The sequence below is a fragment of the Streptomyces avidinii genome, from assembly GCF_014650695.1.
Lineage (GTDB): Bacteria > Actinomycetota > Actinomycetes > Streptomycetales > Streptomycetaceae > Streptomyces > Streptomyces avidinii.
In genome coordinates this window covers 1-18,572 of record NZ_BMVL01000032.1, presented here as the reverse complement: position 1 = coordinate 18,572, position 18,572 = coordinate 1, and the positions used below count along the sequence as shown (strand labels likewise).

The 18,572-nt window shown below is 72.8% G+C and carries 4 protein-coding genes; 2 read left to right on the top strand and 2 right to left on the bottom strand.

Annotation, left to right across the window (positions count from 1 at the left end; genetic code table 11):
• Together IE257_RS37305 and IE257_RS37300 are read left to right on the top strand one after the other, a co-directional pair.
• On the top strand, nucleotides 1-2,215 hold a 2,215-nt coding region (locus IE257_RS37305), incomplete at its 5' end, for an SDR family NAD(P)-dependent oxidoreductase (RefSeq protein ID WP_189974493.1).
• Nucleotides 2,216-2,261: 46 nt separating this feature from the next.
• Nucleotides 2,262-13,127, top strand: a complete 10,866-nt coding sequence (locus tag IE257_RS37300; protein WP_189974492.1) for a type I polyketide synthase — start codon at nucleotides 2,262-2,264, stop codon at nucleotides 13,125-13,127.
• Between the two features lie 428 nt (nucleotides 13,128-13,555).
• On the opposite strand, the gene IE257_RS37295 is transcribed toward IE257_RS37300, so the two are convergent.
• Nucleotides 13,556-14,770, bottom strand: a complete 1,215-nt coding sequence (locus tag IE257_RS37295; protein WP_189974491.1) for a cytochrome P450 — start codon at nucleotides 14,768-14,770, stop codon at nucleotides 13,556-13,558.
• A 143-nt stretch (nucleotides 14,771-14,913) separates the two neighbouring features.
• Nucleotides 14,914-18,572, bottom strand: a 3,659-nt coding sequence (locus tag IE257_RS37290; protein ID WP_229920903.1) for a type I polyketide synthase, incomplete at its 5' end; no start/stop codon positions are given.

The window sequence follows — 18,572 nt, the reverse complement described above, 5'->3', positions numbered from 1 at the left end:
CACCGCGGGCAACCGGGTGTCCCTTCCGACCTACGCCTTCCAGCACCAGCGCTACTGGCTGGAGGGTGTGACCATCGGCGCCCAGGTGGTGGAAACGACCGACGTTGCCGAATCCGAGTTCTGGGACGCCGTCGAACGCCAGGACCTGGCCGGCCTCACGGCTGTCCTCGACGGCGCGGGAGGCGCCGGCCCGGACCCGGCCGCGGGTGCCGAAGCCTGGCTGCCGGTTCTGTCCGCCTGGCGCAAGGGCCGTCGGGAGCAGTCGGTGCTGGACTCGTGGCGTTACCGCACCGAGTGGCGCGCGACGGGTCTCCCCTCGGGAACCCGCCTGTCGGGGACGTGGCTGCTGGTGACGCCGGGTGCCGGGGCACCGGTGGAGGAGGTCCGGGACGCCCTCGTGGCGGCCGGGGCCGAGGTCGTGGTCCTGGAGGCCGAGGCCGGCCTCGACCGTGCGGAGCTTGCCGCACGGCTCTCCGTAACTCCGGACGTGGCGGGCGTGGTGTCCCTCCTCGGCTGGGACGAGGAGTCCGGCTCCGAGCGGACCGTGGCCCTCGTACAGGCGCATGTGGACAGCACTGTGGTGGTGCCCCTGTGGGTGCTGACGCGGGGTGCCGCGGCGGTGGGTTCGGGCGACGTGGTCCGGCCGGCGCAGACGCAGGTGTGGGCGCTGGGTCAGATCGTGGGTCTGGAGCAGCCCGGTGTCTGGGGTGGTCTGGTCGACGTTCCCGAGGTGTGGGACGAGCGGGTGGCCGCCGGGTTCACGGGTGTTCTTGCCGCGGGCGAGGGTGAGGACCAGGTCGCGGTCCGGTCGTCGGGTGCGTACGCCCGCCGTCTGGTCCGTGCCCCCCTGGGCGGCAGCCCGGTTCCCGTCCGGGACTGGAACCCTCGGGGCACGGTCCTGGTCACGGGTGGTACCGGTGGCATCGGTGCCCATCTGGCCCGTTGGTTGGCGAAGGACGGTGCGGAGCACCTCCTGCTGCTGAGCCGTCGTGGTGAGGCGGCCGAAGGCGCCGCCGAGCTGGCGGCGGAACTGCGTGGCCTGGGCGCCGAGGTGTCGGTCGTGGCGTGTGACGTCACCGACCGCGACGCGCTCGCCGCGATCATCGAGGCCGTTCCCGCCGAACACCCCCTCACCGCCGTCTTCCACACCGCCGGCGTCGCCGGACACGGCCCGGTGCACGAACTCGAAGCGACCGGTTTCGCCGGCCAGCTGTCGGCGAGGACGCTCGGTGCGCGGCACCTGGACGAGCTCACGTCCGAACGGGGCGTCGAGCTGGACGCGTTCGTGCTGTTCTCCTCCGGTGCAGCGGTCTGGGGCAGCGCGAGCAACGGCGCCAATGCCGCCGCGGGTGCGTTCCTGGACGGTCTGGCCCGCGAGCGCCGGGGCCGCGGTCTGACCGCGACCTCCGTCTCCTGGGGCGGCTGGCAGGGCACCGCGATGGCTCAGGGCGGCAACGCCGAGCAGCTGCTGCGCCGTGGCGTGCGGCTGCTCGACCCCGCGCAGGCGACCCTGGCCCTGCGTCAGGCGCTGGAGCAGGACGAGACCTCGCTGACCGTCACGGACATGGACTGGGAGCGTTTCACCCCGGGCTACACCATGGCCCGCCGACGCCCGCTCATCGAGGAGATCCCCGAAGTCGCCCAAGTCCTGGGCGACACCGAGGACACGGCGGAGACGCCCGAGGACGCCACCGCCGGCGCCGACCTGAAGGCCCGCCTGGCCGGCCTGACCGACGGCGAACAGCACGCACAGGTACTGGCGCTGGTGCGTGGTGAGGCGGCCCAGGTGCTGTCTCACGCCTCGACCGCCGACATCACTCCGAACCGGCCCTTCCAAGAGCTGGGGTTCGACTCGCTGACGGCGATGGACCTGCGCAACCGACTGAACCGGGCCACCGGCCTGCGGCTGCCCGCCACCCTCGTCTTCGACCACCCGAACCCGCAGCGGCTCACCAGCCACCTCCTGGCCGAACTCGCCAAGGGGGGAGAGGGCAACCTCTCCGATGTCCTGGACATCAGGCGGGAGCTGGCCAGGATCGGACAGGCGCTGGACAGCGTCGCACCGGACCCCCAGGCCCGTGAGGACATCGTCGATCACCTGCGAGACCTCATGGCCAAGCTCGGCTCCACCGAGAGGGACGCCACCACAGATCTCGAAGCCGCCACGGACGACGAGATCTTCGACTTCATCGACCGCGACCTGGGCGTGTCCTGAACACACAGCTGCCGGGCCTTCAATTGCTTCAGAGTGGGGTTTCACGATGACCGAGGACAAACTCCGTACCTATTTGCGCCGAGTCACGGCTGAGCTACAGCAGACTCGTCAGCAGCTCCAGGACAGCCAGGATCGCGCCCGCGAGCCGTTGGCCGTCGTCGGCATGGCCTGCCGGCTGCCCGGCGGCGTCGATTCGCCGGAGCAGCTGTGGCACATGGTCGTCAACGGCGTCGACGCGGTGGGGGGATTCCCGGACGACCGCGGCTGGGACCTCTCTTCGCTCTTCGACAGCGACCCGGACCGCCCGGGGACGACCTACACCCGAGAGGGTGCGTTCCTGCACGGTGCGGGTGACTTCGACGCGGGGTTCTTCGGTATCTCGCCCCGTGAGGCAATGACCATGGACCCCCAGCAGCGGCTGCTGCTGGAGACCTCGTGGGAGGCGCTGGAGCGGGCCGGGATCGACCCGGTGTCGCTGCGGGGCAGCCGCACCGGTGTCTTCGTCGGCGGTACGGCCATCGAGCACACCGTCAAGCTGATGAACTCGCCGACCGACCAGGGGTACGCGATCACCGGCGGTTCGGCGAGCATCATGTCCGGCCGCGTCTCGTACGTGCTCGGGCTGGAGGGTCCCGCCGTCACGGTGGACACGGCCTGCTCGTCGTCGCTGGTCGCCCTGCACTCCGCGGCCCAGTCGCTGCGCCAAGGGGACTGTTCCCTCGCGCTCGCCGCCGGTGTCGCGGTGATGGCCACCTCCTCGGCGTTCGTCACCTTCGCCCGGCAGCGCGGTCTGGCGGCCGACGGCCGCTGCAAGGCCTTCTCCGACGAGGCCGACGGCATCGGCTGGGGCGAGGGCGCCGCGGTCGTCCTGCTCGAAAGGCTGTCGGACGCACGTCGCAACGGCCACCCCGTCCTCGCGGTGATCCGCGGTTCGGCAGTCAACCAGGACGGTGCTTCGAACGGTCTGAGCGCCCCGAACGGTCCTTCGCAACAGCGCGTGATCCGTCAGGCGGTGGCCAACGCCGGCCTGACCCTCGCCGACGTGGACATGGTGGAGGCGCACGGTACGGGCACGACGCTGGGCGACCCGATCGAGGCGCAGGCCCTGCTGGCCACCTACGGCCAGGACCGGCACGACGGACGCCCGCTCTGGCTCGGCTCCCTCAAGTCCAACATCGCCCACACCCAGGCCGTTTCGGGTGTCGCCGGTGTCATCAAGAGCGTGCTCGCCCTCCAGCACGGGGTACTTCCCAAGACCCTGCACGCCGAGAACCCGAGCACCCAGATCGACTGGACCGAGGGCGAGGTGGAGCTCCTCACCACCACCCGGGACTGGCCGGAGACGGGTCGCCCGCGCCGTGCGGGCGTGTCCTCGTTCGGCATCAGCGGTACCAACGCGCACGTCGTCCTCGAGCAGGCCCCCGAGGCCGAGCCCGTGGAAGCGCAGCCGGCGGACGCGGCCGAGCCGCCCCTGTCCACGTCGCCCGCAGTGCTCCCGTGGCTGATCTCGGGCAATACCGAGGCCGCTCTGCGTGACCAGGCCGCGCGCCTCCGGGAATACCTGCACCCCAAGGACGGCCTCGACATCGCCGACGTGGGGTTCTCCCTGCTGAGTTCGCGGTCGCAGCTCGCCCATCGCGCCGTGCTGTTCGCCGAGGCGGGCGGCACTCTCCCGGAAGGGCTGGAGGCGCTGGCCGAGGGCCGCGACCTCCCCGGGCTCGTCCGGGGCACCGGAGACGTCGGCAGTGGTGTGGTGTTCGTGTTCCCGGGTCAGGGTTCGCAGTGGGTCGGTATGGGCCGGGAGTTGTGGGGTTCGTCTGCGGTGTTCGCGGAGTCGATGGTGGCGTGTGAGCGTGCGCTGTCGCCGTTGGTGGACTGGTCGCTCCGGGATGTGGTGTTCCGTGAGGCGGATGATCCGCTGTGGGGCCGGGTGGATGTGGTCCAGCCGGTGCTGTGGGCGGTGATGGTGTCGCTGGCCGCGGTGTGGCGTTCGTTCGGTGTGGAGCCTGCCGCGGTGATCGGGCACTCCCAGGGCGAGGTCGCGGCCGCGTGTGTGGCGGGCGGTCTGTCGTTGGAGGACGGTGCCCGGGTGGCGGCGGTGCGGTCGCGTCTGGTGCTGGAGAAGCTGTCCGGCAAGGGCGGCATGGTCTCCGTGTCCCTGCCGGTGACCGAGGTCGAGGAGCGGATCGCTCCCTTCGACGGCCGGATCGGTGTCGCCGCCGTGAACGGGCCCGCCTCGGTGGTGGTCTCGGGCGAGCCGGATGCCCTGGATGAGCTGCTGGCCTCGTGTGAGGTGGAGGGTGTTCGGGCGCGTCGTATCGCGGTGGATTACGCCTCCCACTCCGCGCAGGTGGATGTCCTCAATGAGGATCTGCTGCGTGAGCTGGCGGAGATTCGGCCGCAGTCGTCGTCGGTGGCGTTCTATTCGACGGTGTCGGGTGAGCGGATGGACACGGCTGGTCTGGATGCCGGGTACTGGGTGCGGAACCTGCGGGAGCGGGTGCAGTTCGAACCGGTCACCCGCCTGCTGGCCGAACAGGAATACGGGGTCTTCGTCGAGTCGAGCCCGCACCCCGTGCTGACCATGGCGATCCAGGAGACGCAGGAGAGCGTGCTGGGCGCCGGGGCTGCCATCGGTTCGCTGCGGCGTGAGGACGGTGGCGCCCAGCGCTTCCTGGCCTCGCTGGCCGAGGCCTATGTGGCGGGTGCTCCGGTCGACTGGAAGCAGCTGTTCACCGGGTCCGAGGCGCGTCGGGTCGATCTGCCGACCTACGCCTTCCAGCACCAGCGCTACTGGATCGCGGACGTCGTGGCACCGGTGGCGGAAGCCGCGGTCGACCCGGTCGACGCTGCGTTCTGGGGCGCCGTCGAGCGCGCGGATGTCGAAGGCGTGGCGCAGCTGGTGGACGGTGGCGCGGTCGACGCGTGGGAGCCGGTGGTTCCGGCGCTGTCGGCGTGGCGCAAGGGCCGTCGGGAGCGTTCCGTCCTGGACTCGTGGCGATACCGCACGGTGTGGCGTTCGGTGACCGTGCCCTCGTCCGGTCGTCTGGACGGGACGTGGCTGCTGGTCACGTCCGGTACCGGGGCGCCCGCCGAAGAGGTCCGGGACGCCCTCGTGGCGGCCGGGGCCGAGGTCGTGGTCCTGGAGGCCGAGGCCGGCCTCGACCGTGCGGAGCTTGCCGCACGGCTCTCCGCAACTCCGGACGTGGCGGGCGTGGTGTCCCTCCTCGGCTGGGACGAGGAGTCTGCTCTGACGGCGACGCTGTCCCTGCTGCAGGGCCTGGCCGATGTCGCCGCGACGGGCAGGCTCTGGGTCCTGACCAAGGGCGCCGCCGCCGTCGGCTCGGCCGATCCGGTCAGCCCCGTGCAGACGCAGCTGTGGGCGCTCGGCCAGGTGGCCGGTCTGGAGCAGCCGGGTACGTGGGGTGGTCTGGTCGACGTTCCCGAGGTGTGGGACGAGCGGGTGGCTTCCGGGTTCACGGGTGTTCTTGCCGCGGGCGAGGGTGAGGACCAGGTCGCGGTCCGGTCGTCGGGTGCGTACGCCCGTCGTCTGGTCCGTGCGCCTCTGGGCGGCAGCCCGGTTCCCGTCCGGGACTGGAACCCTCGGGGCACGGTCCTGATCACGGGTGGTACCGGTGGTATCGGTGCCCATTTGGCGCGTTGGTTGGCGAAGGACGGTGCGGAGCACCTCCTGCTGCTGAGCCGTCGTGGTGAGGCGGCCGAAGGCGCCGCCGAGCTGGCGGCGGAACTGCGTGGCCTGGGCGCCGAGGTGTCGGTCGTGGCGTGTGACGTCACCGACCGCGACGCGCTCGCCGCGATCATCGAGGCCGTTCCCGCCGAACACCCCCTCACCGCCGTCTTCCACACCGCCGGCATATCCGGCTACGCCGAACTCGCCCTGGCCACCCCCGAACACTTCGAGGGCATCTTCTCCGCCAAGGTCCAGGGCGCACGTCACCTCGACTCCCTGACCGCGGACCTGCCCCTCGACGCGTTCGTCCTGTTCTCCTCCGGTGCCGCCGTCTGGGGCAGCGCGGGGACCGGCGCGTACGCCGCCGCCAACGCCTACCTGGACGGTCTGGCCTGGGACCGGCGCAGCCGCGGTCTCACCGCCACCTCCGTTTCCTGGGGCGGCTGGCAGGACACCGGCATGGCGGTCGACGGCACCGCCGAGCAGCTGTCGCGGCGCGGCGTCGGCCAGATGGAACCGTCCCTCGCCATCGAGGCACTGCGACAGGCCATCGAGCAGGACGAGACCGCTCTGACCGTCACGGACATGGACTGGGAGCGTTTCACCCCGGGCTACACCATGGCCCGCCGGCGCCCGCTCATCGAGGACATCCCCGAGGTCTCCCGTGTGCTGAGCGAGGACTCCGTCGTCCCCGCCGAGGACGAGTCCTCCGGCTCCGCACTGCGCGAGGCCCTCGTCGGTCTCACCGTTCCGGAACAGTACGACCGCCTGCTGGAGCTGGTGCGCACCGAGGCCGCGGCCGTACTGACGCACCAGACGACGGACGAGATCACGGCCCACCGGCCCTTCCGGGACCTCGGCTTCGACTCGCTGACCGCCATGGAGCTGCGCAACCGGCTCAACGCGGCCACCGGACTGCGTTTCCCCGCCACCATCGTCTTCGACTACCCCACCCCGCAGCGCATCGCCAACCACCTGCACGAGCAGCTCTTCGACGGCAGCGCCGCCACCGCCGCTCTGCCGGCCCTGCGGGCGACGGACGACGACCCGATCGTGATCGTCGGCATGGCCTGCCGGTTCCCCGGCGGGGTGCGCGGTCCGGAGGACCTGTGGCAGCTCCTCGTCGAGAACCGCGACGAGATGACGGACTTCCCGGCCGACCGTGGCTGGCAGGGTCTGGCCATGAACGACTTCATCGCGGAGTCGGGCTCGGCGCGCCAGGGTGCCTTCCTGGCCGAGGCCGCCGACTTCGACGCGGCGTTCTTCGACATCTCGCCCCGCGAGGCCCTGTCGATGGACCCGCAGCAGCGTCTGCTGCTGGAGATCTCGTGGGAGACGCTGGAACGCGCCGGCTACGACCCGTCCGCGCTGCGCGGCAGCCGTACCGGTGTATTCGTCGGAGGCACGCCGCAGGAGTACACGACCGTACTGATGAGCTCGACCGAGGCCGCGGGCGGCTACGCCCTCACCGGCGCCTCGGGCAGTGTGATGTCGGGCCGGGTCGCCTACGCACTCGGTCTCGAAGGCCCCGCCGTGACGGTGGACACCGCCTGCTCGTCCTCGCTGGTGACGCTGCACCTGGCTGCCCAGGCACTGCGCAACGGTGAGTGCGACCTCGCACTCGCGGGAGGCGTGACCGTGATGGCCACGCCCGGCGCGTTCGTGGAGTTCTCCCGGCAGGGCGGCCTCGCCGCTGACGGGCGGGCCAAGGCCTTCGCGGCGGCCGCGGACGGCACCGGCTGGGGCGAGGGCGTCGGCATGCTGGCCGTCCAGCGCCTCTCGGACGCCGTGCGCGACGGCCGTCCGGTGCTGGCGGTGCTGCGTGGTTCCGCCGTGAACTCCGACGGCGCTTCCAACGGCCTGACCGCCCCCAACGGCCCCTCGCAGCAGCGGGTGATCCGCCAGGCGCTGGCTTCCGCCGGTCTGAACACGGCGGATGTCGACATGCTGGAGGCACACGGCACCGGCACGGCCCTCGGCGACCCGATCGAGGCACAGGCCCTGCTGGCCACCTACGGCCAGGACCGCCCCGCGGACCGGCCGCTGCTGCTCGGTTCCGTCAAGTCGAACATCGGGCACACCCAGTACGCCGCCGGCGTGGCGGGCGTCATCAAGTCGGTGCTGGCGCTGAAGCACAGCGTGCTGCCCAAGACACTGCACGTGGACGAGCCCACCCCTGAGGTGGACTGGTCCACGGGCATGGTGGAGCTCCTGACCGGCAACCGGGAGTGGCCGCAGACGGGCCGCCCGCGCCGGGCCGGCGTGTCGGCCTTCGGCATCAGCGGCACCAACGCGCACATCATCCTCGAGCAGGCACCCGAGGAAACCGGGACCGAGGCGCAGGAGTCCACGGCGGATGCCGCGGGCTCCGAGGAAGTCGCCCCGGTGGTGCCGTGGGTGATCTCGGCCCGTTCCGAGGACGGCCTGCGGGACCAGGCCCGGCGGCTCGCCGACCACCTGCGCGAGCAGGACGTCCGCCCGCTGGACGTGGGCTTCTCGCTGGCGGCCACCCGAGCGACGCTGGAACACCGCGCGGTGCTCGTCGGCGCGGACCGGGACGAGCTCCTGAACCGTCTGGCGGCGCTGGCCGAGGGCGGTTCCCCGGCCGGTGCGCCGCGGGGCGTCGCCGGCGACGGCAAGACGGCCTTCCTGTTCACCGGTCAGGGCGCGCAGCGCCAGGGCATGGGCCGGGAGCTGTACGACGCCCACCCCGTCTTCGCCGAGGCCTTCGACGCCGTGTGCGCACAGCTGGACACCCTGCTGGACCAGCCGGTGAAGGACGTCGTGTTCGCCGACGGCACCGCGCTGTCGCGCACCGTGTTCACCCAGGCAGGACTGTTCGCCTTCGAGGTGGCGCTGTACGAACTGGTCAGCTCCTGGGGCGTACGTCCCGATGTCCTGCTGGGCCACTCCATCGGTGAGCTGGCCGCGGCGTACGTGGCAGGCGTGTGGTCCCTGCCCGACGCGTGCCGGATCGTGGCCGCCCGCGGAAGGCTCATGCAGGCCCTGCCGTCCGGCGGAGCGATGCTGGCCGTGCAGGCCGCGCCCGACGAACTCCCCGAACTGCCGGAGGGGGTGTCCGTGGCGGCGGTCAACGGCCCGCGTTCGGTGGTCCTCTCCGGTGACGAGGAGCCGGTCCGCGCCCTTGCCGACGTCTTCCGCGAACAAGGCCGTCGCACCAAGGAGCTGACGGTCAGTCATGCATTCCACTCGGCCCGGATGGAGCCGATGCTCGCCGCGTTCGGCGAGGTCCTGGCCACGGCGGAGTTCCGCGCTCCGCGCATCCCGGTCGTCTCGAACCTGACCGGCGAGATCGCGGGCGACGAGCTGACCACACCGGACTACTGGGTCCGTCACGTCCGCGGCACGGTCCGCTTCGCCGACGGCGTCGCGACCGCGATGAGCCGGGGCGTCGACACCTTCCTGGAGCTGGGCCCGGGCGGGGAGCTGACCGCCATGGCCGAGGAGACCCTCGACCACCACGGCCACGCGGGCACCCGCACCACGTGCGTCCCCGCCCTGCGCCGCGAGCAGCCCGAGGCCGCCTCCCTGGCCCTGGCCCTGGGCCGGATCCACGTGGCCGGTACCCCGGTCGACTGGAAGGCCCTGTTCGCAGGCACCGGCGCCCGCACGGTCGGCCTGCCGACGTACGCCTTCCAGCACAAGCGCTACTGGCTGGACTCCATGTCGACCTCCGCCGGGGATCCCGCCTCGATCGGCCTGACCGCCACCGGGCACCCGCTGCTCGGCGCCGGGGTCGCGCTTCCCGAGTCCGACGGGTTCCTGTTCACCGGACGGCTCTCGCTGGCCGCCCAGCCCTGGATCGCCCACCACGCCATGCTGGGCACGGCCCTGCTGCCGGGTACCGCCTTCGTGGAACTCGCGCTGCGCGCCGGCAGCCAGGTCGGCTGCGAGCTGATCGACGAACTCACCCTGGAAGCACCGCTGGTGCTGGGCGAGCAGGGGGGACGCGCCATCCAGATCCTGGTCGGCGGACTCGACGAATCCGGCCGGCGCCCGATCAGCCTGTACTCCCGGGCGGACGGTGACGGCGACGACGGGCAGTGGACCCGGCACGCCTCCGGCCTGCTGGCCGACGGCGTTGCGGCGGCCGAAGCCGCCCCGGAGCCGGTGACCGTGTGGCCCCCGGCCGGAGCGACGGAGATCCCCGTCGAGGACTTCTATCCCAACCTGGCCGACGCCGGCTTCGCCTACGGGCCGGTGTTCCAGGGCCTGCGGGCGCTGTGGGACAAGGACGGCGAGCTGTTCGCCGAGGTCCGGCTGCCCGAGGAGGCAGACGCCGAGGGCAGCGGGTACGGGGTGCACCCGGCCCTGCTGGACGCGGCACTCCAACCGCTCGCGCTCGGCATTCTCGGACTCGCTCCGGGCCGCGAGCCGATCAAGGGAGGCATGCCCTTCGCCTGGACGGGAGTACGGCTGCACGCCACCCACGCATCGGTCGTACGGGTCCACCTGGCACCGGCCGGTCGTTCCGAGGTGTCGGTGCTGGTGACCGACACCTCCGGCCTCCCGGTCGCGACCGTCGACTCGCTGACGATGCGGGACCCCGCACTGGAGCAGTTCATCGGTACCGGTTCCGCGCCGCGCCAGGACTCGCTGTTCACCCTGACCTGGGCCCCGGTGCCGCTGGGCTCGCGGCAGATCTCGGGCGAGTGGGCGATGCTCGGCTTCGACCCGCTGTCGCTCCGGCCGCGCCTGGTCGAAGCGGGTCTCTCCGGTACGCCGTACCTCGACCCGCAGTCCCTCCTGGACACCGTGGAGTCGGGCGCCCCCGCGCCGGCCGTCGTGGCCATGACCTGCTTCGGCGGTGACCAGGGAGGTGTCCTCGCGGCCACCCACCACGCGGCACACCGCGTCCTGGAGACCGTCCAGCACTGGCTGTCCGACGAGCGGCTCGCGGCTTCGAAGCTGCTGCTGCTGACCCGGGGGGCCGTCTCGGCCCTCGACACGGACCGGACCACGGACATCGGGGCCTCGGCCGTCTGGGGCCTCGTGCGAACGGCGCAGTCGGAACACCCGGACCGGATCGTCCTGATCGACCTGGACGACGACGCCGCCTCGTACCGGGCACTGCCCGCGGCACTCGGCACCGGTGAGCCGCAGCTCGCGCTGCGCGCCGGCGCCGCGAGTGCACCGAGGCTGGCCAGGAACACCGCGGCGCCCGAGGGCGCCGGCAGCTTCGGGCCCGAGGGAACGGTCCTGATCACGGGCGGCACCGGCGCACTGGGCGCCGTGGTCGCGCGGCACCTGGTGACCGAACACGGCGTACGGCACCTGGTGCTGGCCAGCCGCAGCGGTGCGGATGCGCCGGGAGCGGCGGACCTGATCGCCGAACTGGGCGAACTGGGCGCCGAAGCGCGGCTGGCAGCCTGCGACGTGGCGGACCGGACCGCACTGGAGGCCCTGCTGGCCGACGTACCGGCCGGGCAGCCGCTGGCCGGAGTCGTCCACACCGCGGGTGTGCTCGACGACGGCACGATCGAGTCGCTCACCCCGGAGCGCATCGACACCGTCCTGCGGGCCAAGGCGGATGCCGCCTGGCACCTGCACGAGCTCACCCGGGACGCGGAACTGCGGGCGTTCGTGCTCTTCTCCTCCGCCGCCGGCATGCTCGGCAGCCAGGGCCAGGGCAACTACGCGGCCGCGAACTCCTTCCTGGACGCCCTCGCGGTCCACCGCCACGAGGCCGGACTGGCCGGTACCTCGCTCGCGTGGGGCTGGTGGGAGCAGCCCGGCGGCATGGGAGCCGAGCTCGGCCGGGCCGAGCGCGCCCGGATGGCCCGCGGAGGCGTCACCGCCTTCACGGCCGAGACGGGCATGGCGGCCTTCGACGCCGCACTGGGCGTCGCCGACGAGGCCGTACTCGTCCCGATGCGCCTGAACACCACGGTCGCCCGACCCACCGGCGAACAGCAGGTGCCCCCGCTCCTGCGCGGGCTGGTGAGGGCTCCGCAGCGGCGGGCCGCCCGCTCCGACACACGGGCCGCCTCCCGGCTGCACGAGCAGCTGGCCGCAGCGGCCGGGGCCGACCGGGTGGCCGTACTGGCCGAACTGGTCCGCGCCGAGGTCGCACAGGTACTCGGCCACTCCGGGGCGGAGGCGATCGAGGACGGCCAGGGCTTCGCCGAGCTGGGCTTCGACTCGCTGACGTCCGTGGAGCTGCGCAACCGGCTCAACGAGCTCACCGGACTGCGCCTGGCGTCCACCGTGGTCTTCGACCACCCCACGCCGACCGCCCTCGCCGCCGAACTGAGCGAGCAGCTCAAGGGCTCCGTCGCACCCGCCGCCGCGTCGGCCGCGCCGGTCGTGGCGGCGCAGCAGCCGGAGCAGGCCGAGGCCGCCGCGGACACCAGCGGGATCGCCGTGATCAACGGTGTCGAAGCGATGTACCGGCGGGCCGTCGAGATCGGGCGCCTGGACATCGGGCACAGCGTGCTGCGCAATTCGGTCGACCTGCGCGAGAACTTCTCGGACCCGGCCGACGTGCGCAAGGGACCGGGGCTCGTGCGGCTCGGTGCGGGCGATGCCTTCCCGAAGATCATCGGGTTCCCGTCGCAGTCGGTCTGGGCCAGCAACCAGGAGCTGGTGGCGCTGGCCGAGCCGCTGCGCGGCATCCGCGACGTGTGGTCGCTGATGCTGCCGGGCTTCGTGACCGGTGAGCCGGTCGCGGACAGTGTCGATGCCGCCGCCGCGTACGCGGTACGGCGCATCGAGGAGCTGACGGAGGGCACTCCGTTCGTCCTCACCGGGCGTTCGTCCGGCGGCCGGGTGGCCCACGAGGTCACCGCGCGGCTGGAGGAGCGGGGGATCTACCCGCAGGGGCTGGTCCTGATCGACAGCTACCTGGCCGGCTACGACCAGACCTCCTACATCGTTCCCGTGATGGAGGGCAAGGCGCTGGAGCTGGAGAAGGACTTCGGCCGGATGACCGGAAACCGTCTCACCGCGATGTCCGCCTACTTCGCCCTGTTCGAGCACTGGCAGCCGAAGGAGATCAAGACCCCGACGCTGCTCGTCCGGGCCTCGGAGTGCTTCGGCGTCGAGCCGGGCGAGGTCGGCCCGCCGCCGGAGAAGTGGCAGGCCGTGTGGCCGCTGGAGCACGACGCCATCGACGTGCCGGGCAACCACTACACGATGCTGGAGGGCAACGGTGACGTGACCGCCGCCGCCATCCACGAGTGGCTGCTCAAGCAGCGTTAATCGCACGGTGGTTCCAGGGGCCGCGTTCCGTAAGGAGCGCGGCCCCTTCGCGTGCCACCGTGCAGGCACGCACGTACGCACGCATGTACGCACGCCCGTCCGGCGGGGGCGCCGCCGACGCGGACGGCCGGTCCCGGTCCGTCAGGAGGTCGGCCGTCCCGGCCGCGCGGCGGCCGTCCCGGCCCGTTCCACCCCGTACGGCGGCTCCCGTAGCTGCGGGCGCGCCCCGTTCTCGGACGCGGCTCCCCGCTGCCCGCGCCTGCCCCCGGCCGGACTCCCCGAACAGCAGTGCCCCGCCCGGCTGTGGGAGCCGGCGGGGCACGTCGGGACACGGGGCCGACCGGTCACGGCCCACCCCGCACACGACGGCGTCGGCCCCCGGGACCACATCAGGGTCCCGGGGGCCGACGCCGTACGAAAGCGGAGTGCTACCAGGTGAGGGGCAGCGACTCCAGGCCGCGGACGATCGAGGCCGGCTTGAGCCGCAGCTCCGACTCCGGCACGCCGAGCGCGAGGTCCGGGAAGCGGGCCAGCAGGGCGGCCAGCGCCTCCTGCAGCTCGATGCGGGCCAGCTGGGCACCCAGGCAGTGGTGGATGCCGGCGCCGAACGCGAGGTGCGGGTTGGGCTGGCGGGAGAGGTTCAGCCGCTCGCCGTCCTCGAACAGCTCGGGGTCGCGGTTGCCGGTCGCCACGGCGGGCATCACCACGACGCCGGCCGGAAGCGTCCTGCCGTCGCTCAGCTCGACCGGGGCGGTGGTGAGCCGCGGGATGATCCCGCCGGTCGTGGTGAGCGGCACGAAGCGCAGCAGCTCCTCCACGGCCTGCGGGACGGCCTCGGGGTTGGCCCGCAGCTTCGCCAGCTCGTCCGGGTTGTGGAGCAGCGTCAGGACGAACATGCCGATCTGGTTGGCAGTGGTCTCGTGACCGGCGCTGAGGATGCCGATGGACAGGGCGACGATCTCGCGCGTGGTGAGCGTCTCGTCGTCCTCGCTGATGCGGATCAGGTCGCTCATCAGGTCGTCGGCGGGCTGCTCGCGCTTGGCCGTGACCAGCTCGGTGAAGTAGTTCACCAGCGACACCGTGGCCGCTTCCTTCTCGACGACCTGCTGCCAGTCGCCGAGCAGGGCGTTCGACCAGGCGTGGAAGGTGTCCTGGTCCCCGGCCGGTACGCCGAGGAGTTCACAGATCACGCGCACCGGGAGCGGCAGCGCGAAGTTCTTGACCAGGTCGACCGGCTGCGGCTGGGTCTCCATCTCGTCGAGGTACTCGGCGACCAGCTGCGCGACGCGCGGGCGCATCAGCTCCATGCGGCGGGCTGTGAAGGCACGGGAGACCAGCTTGCGCAGCCGGGTGTGCTCCGGGGCGTCCATGCCGACGAGGGACTCGTTCATCAGCTTGCCGGTCTCGGTCTCCGACATCGCGGCGGCCGCGGCGGCCATGACCTTGCTGCTGAACCGGGGGTCGACGAGGACCTTGCGGATGTCGGCGTGCTTGGTCACCAGCCAGGCGCCCATGCCGTCCGGGAACTTCACCTCCACCACGGAGTCGCCGTCGCGGATCTCCGCCAGCTCGGGAGGCAGGTCGCCGATGAAGGACGGGTCCGGGAAGGGGAACGGGATGGGCTCGGCGGTCGATTCGCTCATGGAAGGGAACTCCGGTTTCCTGTGGGTTCGGGCTGGAACGGTGCAAAGACCGCGAGGGGAAAGGCAAAGAGACGGGGGAGGGTGGCGCCTTGGGCAGGCTATGGACCGCCAACCCCTAAAGTCCGCCCCTTACATCGCCCCCATTACGCTTCGTGCGCGGAGGGTGACGCGTCGTCCGCGGCGCTCGTGGTCCTGGCCATCGCGAGCAGCGCCGCCACGTCCATGGACTTGATCTCGTCACTGCGGTCGGAGGCCTCCTGCTTCGTCTCGCCCCGGTCCCCGGTCAGTTCGAGCAACGAGCTCAGCAGACCCGTCTCGCGCAGACGAGACAGCGGGATGCAGGCCAGCACGCGGCGGACCTCCGCCTCCTCGTCGTCCTTCTCCTGCCCGGCCGCCGGTCCGCCGTCCGGGACCAGCTTCCCCAGCAGCAGCGGTACGAGCGCGTCCAGCGTCGGGTAGTCGAAGACGAGGCTCACCGGAAGGCGCAGACCGGTCGCCGCGTTCAGCCGGTTGCGCAGCTCCACGGCGGTCAGCGAGGTGAAGCCGAGGTCGCGGAACGGCCGGTCGGCCTCGATCTGGTCCGGGGACCCGTGCCCGAGCACCGCGGCGATCCGCCCGCGCACCAGGGCGAGCAGGGTCTCCTGGCGCTCGACCGGCATCATCTCCGCCAGCCGGCGGCGCAACTGGGTGCCCGCGTCCTGGGTCTCGGTGCCCGCCGTGCGGCGGGACGACGTGCGGAACAGGCCGCGCAGGACCGGCGGGAGCGTCCCGGCGGAGGCCTGGGCGCGCAGCGCGGCGCCGCCCAGGCGGGCGGGGAACAGGACGGGTTCGGCGGAGCGCCAGCCGAGGTCGAAGAGGGCCAGGCCCTCTTCGGTGGGCAGGGCGCGCACTCCGCGCATCGGGGTGCCGGCCGAGGCGGCCTCGGTGAGGCCGCCTCCCATGCCGCGTTCGGTGGCCCACAGGCCCCAGGCCAGCGAGGTGGCGGCGAGGCCGCGGGCCCGCCGGTGCCGGGCGAGGGAGTCCAGGAAGGTGTTGGCCGCCGCGTAGTTGCCCTGCCCGGTGCCGCCGAGGGTGCCCGCTATGGACGAGAACAGCACGAAGGCCGACAGGTCCATGCCCTCGGTCAGCTCGTGCAGATGGACGGCGGCATCCACCTTGGCGCGGAAGACGCGGTCGATCATGCCCGGGTCGAGCGTGGCCAGCAGGGCGTTCTCGGCGGTTCCGGCGCAGTGCACCACCGCGATCAGCGGCTGCTCGGCGGGGATCGCGGCGAGTACGGCCGCCAGCGCGTCGCGGTCCGCCGCGTCGCAGGCCGCCAGCGTCGCCGTCGCCCCGTGCTTCTCCAGCTGCCGGACGAGCTCGGTGGCGCCCTCGGCCTCCGGGCCCCGGCGGCTGAGCAGCAGGAGGTTGCGTACGCCGTGGCGTTCGGCGAGGTGGGTGGCGACGAGGCTGCCGAGGCCGCCGGTCGCGCCGGTCACCAGCACGGTGCCCGCCGGGTCGAGCTCGTCGAGCGCGGTGCCGGGCAGCAGTTCCGTGTCGGTGGCCTCGGCCGCCGGCATCCGGTCGAGCCGGGGGACCAGCGCGGTCCCGGAGCGCAGGGCGATCTCGGCTTCGCCCGTCGCGAGCGCGGCGGGCAGGGCCTGCCACGACGCGGGCAGACCGTCGGTGTCCAGCAGGACGAACCGGCCGGGGTTCTCCGACTGCACGGAGCGCACCAGACCCCACAGCGGGGCGGAGCCCAGCCCTGCCGTCCGGTCCTGCGCCGAGGTGCCCACCGCGTCCCGGGTGGCCACCACCAGCGTGACCGGGGCGAGCCGCTCGTCGAGGTCCTCCGCGACCCAGGCGCGGGCGGCGTCCAGGACCCGCTGGGCGCGGTCCCTGGTGGCCGTGAGGAGCTCGGGGCCGGAGGGCTCACCGACCGTCAGGTCGAGTACGGCGAACTGCGGTACGGGTCCTCCACCGGCCACCGACGCGGCCAGCGCGGCGACATCGGCGTGCTGCTGGGGCGGGACGTCCGAGCCCGTCCACGACGGCCGGCCGGCCGGCGCGGCACCGAGCACGGCCCACGGAGCGGCGTCCGCCGCCGGAAGCGGGAGCGGCGTCCAGGCCAGGGACAGGAGCGAGGGATGCACGGCGGACCGTCCGGCGGCCGGTTCCGTGACGTCGACCGGCCTCAGCATCAGCGAACCGACCGTGACGACCGGTGCGCCGGTGCCGTCGGCGGCGCGCAGGGACACCGCGTTCGCCCCGGCGGGGGACAGGGTCACCCGCAGCGTGGTCGCACCGCTGGCGTGCAGCGACACGGCGTTCCATGCGAACGGACGCAGCGGCTGCCCGCCGCTGTCCAGCAGCTCGCCCAAGCCCACCGCGTGCAGCGCCGCGTCCAGCAGCGCGGGGTGCAGCAGGTACTCGGACGCCTGCTCGTGCAGCTCCTGGGGGAGCTGCACCTCGGCGAACACCTCCCGACCGCGCGACCAGGCCGCGCGCAGGCCGTGGAAGGCGGGCCCGTAGGCGAAGGGGCTGTCCGGCGACTGCTCGTACAGACCGGCGAGTTCGACGGGTTCGGCGCCCGGAGGCGGCCAGGCGGCCGGCTCCGCGTCCGGTACGGGGGCGGCCGGGCACAGGACTCCCGAGCCGTGCCGGGTCCAGCCGGCCGCCGTGATGTCGTCGTCCGTCCGGGCGAAGAACCCGATCTCGCGCCGGCCCGTCCCGTCGGGGGCGCTCACGGTGAGCTGGAGGTCGAGGGCGCCGCTCTCGGGGAGCAGGAGCGCGGCCTCCATGGTCAGTTCCTCGATCCCCGGGCACTCGACGAGGTCACCCGCGACCACCGCCAGCTCGACGAACGCCGTTCCCGGCAGCGGTACCGCACCCATGACGCGGTGGTCGGCCAGCCACGGGTGGTCCCGCAGCGAGATGCGGCCGGTCAGGACGAGGCCGTCGGTCTCCGCGGGCTCGACGGACGCGCCGAGCAGCGGGTGCCCGGGGTTCCCGAGGCCCGCGGCCGTCACGTCGCCGGACCCGGAGGCCGCGAGGCGCAGCCAGTACCGCTGCCGCTGGAAGGCGTACGTGGGCAGGTCCACGCGGCGGGCGCCGGCGCCGGCGAACGCCTTGGTCCAGTCGACGGGCGCGCCGGCGACGTACGCCTCGGCGAGCGAGTTCAGCAGGCGGCCGGTGCCGCCGTCCTCGCGCCGCAGCGAACCGGACGAGTGGGCGGTGACTCCGGCGCTGTCGATGGCCTCCTGGACCGCCATGGTCAGCACGGGGTGCGGGCTGATCTCCAGCAGGGTCCGGTGACCCTCGCCGAGCGCGGCGCGCACCGCTCCTTCGAAGGCGACGGTCTCGCGCATGTTGCGCAGCCAGTAGCGGGCGTCCAGGCCCGCGGTGTCCATCTGCTCGCCGCTCACCGTGGAGTGGAAGGCCACGGACGAGGACCGCGGGCTGATGTCGGCCAGTTCACGCAGGAGGTCTTCGTTGAGGGCGTCGACCTGGGCGGAGTGGGAGGCGTAGTCCACCGCGATACGACGCGCCCGAACACCTTCCGCCTCACAGGAGGCCAGCAGCTCATCCAGTGCGTCGGGCTCGCCCGAGACCACCACCGAGGCGGGCCCGTTCACGGCAGCCACACCGATCCGGCCGTCGAACGAAGCGATCCGCTCCTCGACCTCGGTCACCGGCAGGGACACGGAGACCATGCCGCCCTTGCCGGACAGCTTCTCCAGGACCAGACGGGAGCGCACCGCGGCCACCCGGGCACCGTCCTCCAGGGACAGGCCACCCGCCACACACGCGGCCGCGACCTCGC